At 47.3% G+C, this 8,628-nt stretch carries 8 protein-coding genes; 3 read left to right on the top strand and 5 right to left on the bottom strand.

The features are described from left to right. From H6S82_RS10050 to H6S82_RS10030, 5 genes are all read right to left on the bottom strand, one after another. Window positions 1-1,585 (bottom strand): PAS domain S-box protein (locus H6S82_RS10050; RefSeq protein WP_242056890.1); only part of this gene is annotated, 1,585 nt, incomplete at its 3' end. Window positions 1,586-1,676: 91 nt separating this feature from the next. Next, on the bottom strand, window positions 1,677-2,204 hold the full coding sequence (locus H6S82_RS10045) for a chemotaxis protein CheW (RefSeq protein ID WP_190474807.1): 528 nt from the start codon (window positions 2,202-2,204) through the stop codon (window positions 1,677-1,679). 110 nt (window positions 2,205-2,314) lie between these two features. Continuing rightward, a complete protein-coding gene (locus tag H6S82_RS10040) occupies window positions 2,315-2,683 on the bottom strand; it encodes a response regulator (RefSeq protein ID WP_190474809.1) in 369 nt (122 codons plus the stop codon). Between the two features lie 182 nt (window positions 2,684-2,865). Further along, entirely contained in the window at window positions 2,866-5,493 is a 2,628-nt protein-coding gene (glgP, locus tag H6S82_RS10035; protein WP_190468791.1) for an alpha-glucan family phosphorylase, read from the bottom strand. A 68-nt stretch (window positions 5,494-5,561) separates the two neighbouring features. Beyond that, window positions 5,562-5,717 (bottom strand): hypothetical protein, encoded by a 156-nt coding sequence (locus H6S82_RS10030; RefSeq protein ID WP_190468794.1) that lies wholly within the window; start codon window positions 5,715-5,717, stop codon window positions 5,562-5,564. A gap of 100 nt (window positions 5,718-5,817) precedes the next feature. On the opposite strand from H6S82_RS10030, the gene H6S82_RS10025 reads away from it, so the two are divergent. From H6S82_RS10025 to H6S82_RS10015, 3 genes are all read left to right on the top strand, one after another. After that, window positions 5,818-6,495: a COP23 domain-containing protein gene (locus H6S82_RS10025; protein WP_190468797.1), complete on the top strand. Its 678-nt coding sequence runs from the start codon at window positions 5,818-5,820 to the stop codon at window positions 6,493-6,495. A gap of 163 nt (window positions 6,496-6,658) precedes the next feature. Then, entirely contained in the window at window positions 6,659-8,320 is a 1,662-nt protein-coding gene (locus tag H6S82_RS10020) for a tetratricopeptide repeat-containing serine protease family protein (RefSeq protein ID WP_190468799.1), read from the top strand. Window positions 8,321-8,354: 34 nt separating this feature from the next. Then, window positions 8,355-8,628: hypothetical protein (locus H6S82_RS10015; RefSeq protein ID WP_191056187.1), on the top strand; the 274-nt coding region annotated here is incomplete at its 3' end.

Below are 8,628 nucleotides of genomic sequence, written 5' to 3'. Positions count from 1 at the left end.
CTTGCGCTCGTACTGTTAAGTCTCCCTTGGCGGCTCCTTTGATTTCATTGAGCAACTTCAGCACTTGTTGGGTGAGCGAATCTGCTTCCGCTTGGCGTTCTGCTGCCAATTTTTGCAATCTTTCTTCTACTTGTTTTCGTTCTGTAATATCATAGCGGATACTAATATATTTAATAATCCGATGATTGGCATCGAATATAGGTGCGATTGTAGAATCAACCCAATAAAATGAGCCATCTTTACGCTTGTTTTTGATTTCGGCTTTCCATACTTTACCTTGAGAAATGGTTATCCACATATCTGCGAAAAATGATTGGGGGTGATGCCCTGAGTTAACCAGGCGATGGTTTTGCTCTAACATTTCTTCACTGCTGTATCCAGAAATTTCACAAAACTTTTTATTGACATAAATAATAGTGCCATTTGTATCTGTTTCGCTGACAATTGCCGCTTCATTAAGAGCGTACTGACGCATCTTTAATTCATTTTGCAGTTGTTGGAGTTCATTATTGGAATGAGTTAACTCTGCCGTCCGTTCATTCACACGTTGTTCGAGTTCCGCATTCAGGGCACGAAGTTGCTCTTCAGCTCGCTGGCGCTTGAGATCGAGGGTACTTAGGGTTTTGGCAGTCCACCAAACGATCGCGCCAAAAACTGCTACGTTAAAAACTGCTTGCAGGGATATGGCAAGGTCGGTGTTGTAGTTTTTGGCGCGATATCCTGTTAAAATTAACCAACCGACGATAGGAGGAATGCCGATCGCTGCGGAAGCGAGACGCCGAGCCATCATACCCCCCGCATTCTGATTTGTGAAAACGCTCATCACCCCTTTGTCCGGACAGGCGCACAGGATACCTATGCAGAGGATCGAAAAGGTAACCGCTGTGTGCAAAGCCATTTGCGTGTAGGAATTTATCCCGTAAAGGGATGAGATGCTATAGGCATAGCCCAACAACCCTACAAAGGCTACGAAAAAACTGGCTAAGCTCAAGATTTGAGCTGCTTGATAGTTAGTGTAATTTCCCACTAAAAATAGCAGCGCACAGCCCAAGAAAACAAAATTCACAGCTGTATTGGCACCCATCCGACCGGGGGCAGAAGTCCCGACAGCCTTTGCTGAGTCTTTAAACAGAAGTTGATCGATGCCAAAGTCTCTTTGCAAAGCATACTGTAACAATGTGAGCAAGCCGATTAACAAAACGACACCCGCACACACTTGCACCCAGCGTCGCAGATTCAGAGTTGGAGAGTGGGAAATCTCCTGTTCGCTTCTGTCTCTCTGTCCCTCTGCCCTTCTCCCCTCCTCGTGGGACAAAGTGGAGTTGTTCCTCTCTTCCATCCCCTGAGATTTATGCCATATCCACAAAGCTGCACCTGCCAAGATAAAGCATAAGGCAGTATTGACTTTCATACTGACTAAAGCGGGGAAAACGCTTTTAAAAAGGGGAATGTTAAACATCCAACCCAGGATGACTGTGCAGCCGATCGCTATAACTGCAATACTGGCTTTCCTAGATAAGTTTTGCAGCCGAGCGATACGCTCATGGGTCATTCGTTCGTCTCTTCCATTGACATAATATTCCATATTAAATAAAGCTCCTCCGCTAGGCATCCTCAAAACTAAAGAACCATTTTTCCCGAACAGCGATCGATGATGACCAAGCGTTTGGATAAACTTACACCACGATTGGACTAACCCACCGATCCCGCGTTAGCGATATCGCTTCTATATCTACAATCATCAGCAGACGACCCCGATCTTCATATAATCCACGCAAGAAAGGAGCTAATTCTTCACTAACCTCTTGTGCCGATACAATGCGATCGGTATTCAGGTGTACCACTCCTTCTACAAAGGAAACCGCCAATCCCATCCGCATCGGTAATAGTCTTACATCGTTAGGATCGGGAGCTTCCACTACTAGAATACGACAGTCGGGCGAATGCCAATCAACTGTACCGGGCTGGTGCGGCGGCAATATTTTTAAGCGACCGGACAAGCCACGATCTTTTATACCGATAAAATGACCGAAATCCATTACTGCTATAATTTCACCCCGCAGGTTGGTTATTCCCAGCACAAAAGGGAGAGTGTTCGGTACGGGTGTAATGAGTTGTTGATTAAAAAAAAGTACTTCTCGAACTGAAGCCAGAGCGAGAGCAAACAAGCTTTTATCTTGACCAAAAATAATGAATTTAGTCATCGATCGTTAGCCATTGCTAAGACAGTATGTTCTTTTTTTGCTTGGATTTTGATGTAATTTATTGGCTATTACCAATCTTTTTTCCCAAAATAACCACCAAATATTAACTATTAGTTATTACCCATTAGCTTTTTAACGATGTTGATTAATTGTTGCGGGTCAAAAGGTTTAGTGATATAGGCATCTGCTCCCATATCCATGCCCCAAATTTTGTCAATTTCAGTATTTTTTTGGGAGCAAAATACCACTGGTAAGTGTTTGGTTTTTGGGTTTTCTCGCAGTTCTCGTACTACCTCAAACCCGTTCATCCGTGGCATCACGACATCTAAAACAACAAGGTCGGGAGGCGATTCCTGGATACGGGCGATCGCTTCATCTCCATCGCTAGCTCGATCGACAGAAATTCCCGCCTCTTGTAAAATTCGGCATATAATTTCTAGCTCGGTAGCTAGATCGTCCACAACTAATACTTTTGACATAGGAGATAGGAGTTAGGGGCTAGGGGCTAGGGGTTAGGGAAGAGGGAAGAGGGGAGAGGGAAGAGGGGCTAGGGGCTAGGGGTTAGGGAAGAGGGAAGAGGGAAGAGGGGAGAGGGAAGAGGTAAGAGGAATTTTGACTTTTGACTTTTGACTTTTGACTTTTGACCCCTCTCCCTTTCTTGTTATTGTGCCCAGAGAATCAATCCCAAATCGTAGGGACTGCTGAGATATTCGTGTTTCGGCAAAATACGCAGAGACATTCCCTGTAGACCGCTATAGGTGTAGGTAATGTTACCTGTGTAAATGCTTGTTCCGGACTGAGGATCTTGACCCTGGTATTCCATCACAGCTGGCACACCATTGACAATATCTCCGCTGGCGTTCACCAAACCGGTGTAAAGCTGTACTTGCAAGTCATCAGCACTTAAATCCGCCAGATCGATTCGCGCTTTAACATTAATAGTTTGGCCTACCTGGATTTGGCTTCCCCCAGATACATCAATGCTTTCGATCTTCATCTTGTACCATCGATCGAACAGCTTATTTTTCCAATCAGCTAACTCTCTGGCTGGTCTGTATCCTTCTCTTGTCATTGTAAAGTAGCGATCGCTCGCCGCAAAATACGCCCGCGTCCCATATTCCCGCACCATCCGCGCTGTATTGAAGAAAGGACAATTTAAGCGGATCGCATCTTTCATTTTGCTCACCCAACCGCGAGGGATATCTTCCGTATCCCGTTCGTAGAACAAAGGAACCACTTCCTGTTCCAGCAATTCGTATAGGGAGTTCGCTTCGACAAGATCCTGGTAGTTAAGGTCATCGTAATCTTCCCCGTGACCGATCGGCCAGCCGGTGCGGACATAATCTGCCTCATCCCACCAACCGTCCAAAACGCTCAAATTTAACAGTCCATTCATCGATGCCTTCATACCGCTGGTGCCCGATGCTTCTCGCGGACGCCTGGGTGTATTCAGCCAAACATCGCAACCTGCCACCATCAACCGCCCTACGTGCAAGTCATAATCCGGGATAAATACGACACTGCGGCTCATTCCTTCTTCGCGAATAAAGTGGTTGATTTCGCGGATCAGTTCTTTGCCTGGAATATCGTGGGGATGGGCTTTACCGGCGATGATAAACTGCACCTTGCGCTTTTTGTTGGCCTGTAAAATTCGCTTAATCCTTTCCCTATCCCGCATCCACAGGGTAGCCCGCTTATAGGTAGCGAAACGACGAGCAAAGCCAATTGTCAAGACGCCTGGGTCGAGGACTTCACCTGCATGGCCGATTTCGGCTGGGGAGGCACCGCGATCGCGCAGCTTTTGGGCCAATCGCTCCCGCACAAATACTACCAACTCAGCGCGGCAACGTTCGTGATAGCGCCACAATTCTTCATCGGGAATCGAAGTCACCCGTTCCCACAGGGGGTCGGTACTTCCCGCCCGTTCCCATCGAGGGCCAAGGTAGCGATCGTACAAACCTTGCATGACTGGAGACACGCAGCTGCGGGCGTGGACGCCGTTAGTAATGGCTGTGATGGGCACTTCTTCCAAAGGTAAATCCGGCCACAATCCCTTAAACATCGATCGCGACACGACGCCGTGCAGTTGGGCAACCCCGTTGACAAATGTCGCCATTTTAATGGCTAGAATTGCCATGCTGAAAGGTGCCGTCAGGTCGCCCGTTTCCTCCCGTCCTAATGCTAAAAATTCTTCTCGCTTTAGACCAAAACCATCGCCGTAGTAACCCAGGTAATACATCACCTTGTCTGGCGGGAACAAGTCGATCCCTGCGGGCACGGGGGTGTGGGTGGTAAAAATGCTACTCGACTTGACAACTGCGGTAGCTTGTGCGTAGCTCAATCCCTCTTCTTGCATCAGTACGCGGATGCGTTCCAGGGATAAAAAGGCCGAGTGTCCCTCGTTCATGTGGTAGGCGGTCGGTTTCAACCCCAGCGCCCTTAACGCCCGCACGCCGCCAATTCCCAGCATCATCTCTTGGTGAATTCGCATATCGATGTCGCCGCCGTACAATCGATCGGTGATATCGTGGTCGTATTGGCTGGCATTGGCATCAATGTTTGTATCCAACAGGTATAGCGGTACGGTTCCTACTTGGATACGCCAAATGCGAGCGTAAACTTTGCGACCTGGATAATCTACCTCAATCCTGATTTCTGTACCATCTGGATGGCATTCCAGATGCAGGGGCATATTATAGAAGTCGTTGATCGGGTAGTGTTCGCTCTGCCAACCATCCGCGTTGAGAAATTGGCTGAAATAACCTTCTTGGTAAAGCAATCCGACGCCAACTAAGGGAAGACCCAAGTCGCTGGCAGATTTGAGGTGATCCCCAGCGAGGACGCCCAAACCGCCGGAGTAGATGGGCACGCAATCTGCAAGGCCAAATTCCATTGAAAAGTAGACGTAGCACTCAGAATTTTGGATTTTGGATTGAGATGAGTCATCTCCTTCCATACTCCCCATCTGCTTTACCTGTTGCCCCAGTTTGCGCTTTTTGTGATACCAGGTTAATCGATGGTGGTAGTCCTCTAACTGTTGAACAGCTCTTTCCATCTGGGCGATAAAGCCTTCGTCTTCGGCTAGTTCTTGCAATCGCGTTTGCGAGATGGTGCCCAACATTAATACTGGATTGTGACGACTTGATTCCCACAGGTCTCGATCGAGACGGCGGAATAAGTCTTTGGTTTCGACGTTCCAATCCCAGTGGAGGTTGTAGGCTAGCTTCCGCAGGGGTTCCAGTCGCGGTGGTAGAGAAGGTGTAACGTTAAATGTGCGTATCGGCTGCATCAGTCGCAGAACCTCTTAGTCTCGTTATGGTTATTGTGCCCTCAGTTCTGTAGTGAGGGGTGCTTATCTTAATACTCTTTTGGGAGTTTGGGAAATTTCTCTCGTTGCATTGGTGTGCTGTAGAGCGATCGCATCTTGTTAAAATACCGATTTTTCTTCACCACCAAAATAGATGAGGCTGTTTGGGCGATCGCTGCATCTCCCAAATATAAATTTTTGGTCAAGATTTGACTTTAACAGCGGATTTTTATGGACAATGAAAATTAAACATACCATCATAATATATATAAACCCATAAAAGCAATCTTACCAAAGATATACTTTATGTTTAAAAAGCCACTTAGTAACCTTATTGCGGTCACTGCCCTTATTTTTTCCGGTAGTGCGGTCTTCCAGACTCAAGCCCAAGCCCAAAGTAGTTCCACTACCTTCCGCTGCGTTCGCTCTGGTAATGCCTATGCCACCGTTGCACAAAGAGGAGGCAAAACCTCAGCCCCGATGATTATTTGGGAAAGATACGTTAGCGCTGAGTTTACCCCACAACAGCGCTGCCAAACAGTCTCCCAGCGATTGACAAATGCAGTTGCCCAGAATGGTGGCAGCTTGCGGAATCTGCTGCTGACTACCGGCAAGGTCAACGGTCAAACGGTGATTTGTTACGTCAATACTCGATCGCGCTGTAACAACAGCAATACTCTGTTTACCCTCACCAATCCAGAGAGTATCAGAGACCCTGGCGCAGCCCTATCCAGTTTGTTGCGTTTCGGTACTGGTGCTAACACTCCCAGTCTGCGGGAAACCGAAGATGACGAACCAACTGTAAATATGGAAGCAGCTGTAGATGAAGCTTTCGCCGCAGGTGGTCGCGAAACGGTGGATGATGAGAATGAAGCTGGGGCTTCACCGAACGTCAGCCCATCTGATGAAGGCAACAGCAATCAAAATAACTCTAACGATGTTCCAGCTCCTGAAACGGGAGGCAGTCAGGGTGGTTCGTGGTAGTCAGACGATCGAGGAGGGTTTTTAACTTAGCCCAGTTAATTTTAGCATCGCCCCCTCAAGCCTGGGAATTTATCCAAGTTCCCAGGTTCTTCCTCCCATATTTATTTGTAAAATTCTGCCAAATTGCGGCATCTCATAATTGGTTTACGAGTGATAGTAGCTTATGAAAGTAAGTTTTTCTGCTTTTAATTTTCCTTCTAGCCTCCTAGCTGGGACAGCAACTATAACCGCAGTTTTGTTTTCTCAGGGAACCGTTTTTGCTTTAACCGATGCCCAACGCAGTCAAATCGGTGCAGCAGTTTACAAGATTGCGAATCCAGCGACCGTGCAGATTAATTATCTCAAAGGCGGTGCCGATCCTAACGATAGTAAAAGCCCTGAAGGTCTTGGAGGTTCTGGAGTAATTATCAAACGAGAAGGCAATACTTACACGGTACTGACCTGCCTGCACGTAGTAGCTTACGAAAAATCTGGTAATCAGCGGCCTCGGCTTACTGTTCGTACTTTTGACAATTTGAAACCGGGATCTCCGGTCTATGAGGTAACAAGCGTTACCAAGCTGGGAGATGTGGTGGAGTCTGACTTGGCAATAGTTACATTTACAACTGGAAATAGCGAAAAAACCTATCCAGAAGTAAAGGTAGCCGAGACGGCGAATCAGGCCGAAAATAATGCACTGATTTTTGTATCTGGCTATCCGGCTATACAGGGCAAATCCGGATCGCAAAGGCCATATAGATTTGCAGATGGTGTCGTGACCAAGCGCCTTAATGTCGGTTCTCCTCCAGGATTCGAGCCTTATACGATGCGCTACGACGCTCAGACCGAAGTGGGTATGAGTGGTGGCGCGGTATTTGATAAGGATGGTCGAGTTATCGCCATTCACGGAATGAGTGGTGCGATCGGATTAGCTGACGGCTTTAGTATGAGAAGTGGGGATAGGAATGGCGCAGTTCCGATCAACATTTTTTGGGAAAAGAAATCAAAATACGGGTTGGGTAAACTTGACATCAAAAGGGATAACGCTCCCAGTACTGATAACCCAAGCGAACGTCTCAAAAATCCAGATTCAGGGTTTGATTGGGAAAAGAAGGGGGCGGTGGAAGCAGCGCAAGGCAATAAAGAAGAAGCTGTTAAATCTTTTAACGAAGCGATCGAGCGCGACCCTTCTAGAGCCAATGCTTTCTTGCAAAGGGGAAATATCCGTTTTGACCAAGAGGATTGGCAGGGAGCGATCGCAGATTACGATCGAGCGATAACGCTGAATCCAGATTATACCAATGCCTACTATAACCGTGCTGCTGCCCGCTGGAACCAACGGGATAAGGAAGGGGCGCTGGCAGATTTCAACGAATATCTAACTCGTTCTCCTAACGATTTTGAAGCTTTCTTCCAACGCGGCAAAATTCGCAACTCGTTGGGAGATACGGAGGGAATGCTTGCCGATTTCGATCGAGTTGTCGCGCTTGTTCCCGAAGAACCCAGAGCGTATTACAATCGCGGTGTTGTGCGTCGCCAACTGCAAGATTGGCCCGGAGCGATCGAAGATTTGCAAAAAGCTGTTGACCTGCTCAAACAACAAGGTATGCGCGATGAAGACGATCGACGTTTTTATCAAAAAGCGCAGCAATTAATCCAAAGTCTTCAACCTACTGACGGTGCTGCTACTCCTCAACCACCAGAACCTGTAGATAACTCTGGCGATGTTACTCCGGATAATTCCGGAAATCAACAGCCTGAACCTGCGGATGATTCTGATGTTCGAGTTAACCCAGACGAGCCTGCAACTCCACAATCTCAGCCTGGGGGTGACAGTGGTTGGTAACTATGAAACTCAATTGATTGAGGAATCATCGATTATGAGTATCAATTATTATTCAGCAAGCAAGCGATCGACAATCAAGTTACCCTTTCTTTTAAATGTAGCTGCTGTACTATTGGGAATAACTTCTCCAGCAGTCAGTCAAACTGATGGGCGACTCCCAAACAATATTGCTCCGCATCGCTTCTACGTCGCACAGACACAAAACACACCCGCATCCGGACAGCCGCAGCGCCCCGCTACTGCTGGACAGTCTAGGGCTACTTATCGATTTACATTCACAACTTCCCTGGAATATAGCAAATGTTTGG

The sequence above is a fragment of the Planktothrix sp. FACHB-1355 genome (genome assembly GCF_014748295.1).
Lineage (GTDB): Bacteria > Cyanobacteriota > Cyanobacteriia > Cyanobacteriales > Aerosakkonemataceae > Aerosakkonema > Aerosakkonema funiforme_A.
The sequence above is the reverse complement of the archived record's forward strand: the minus strand, read 5'-3'. Positions and strand labels throughout refer to the sequence as shown.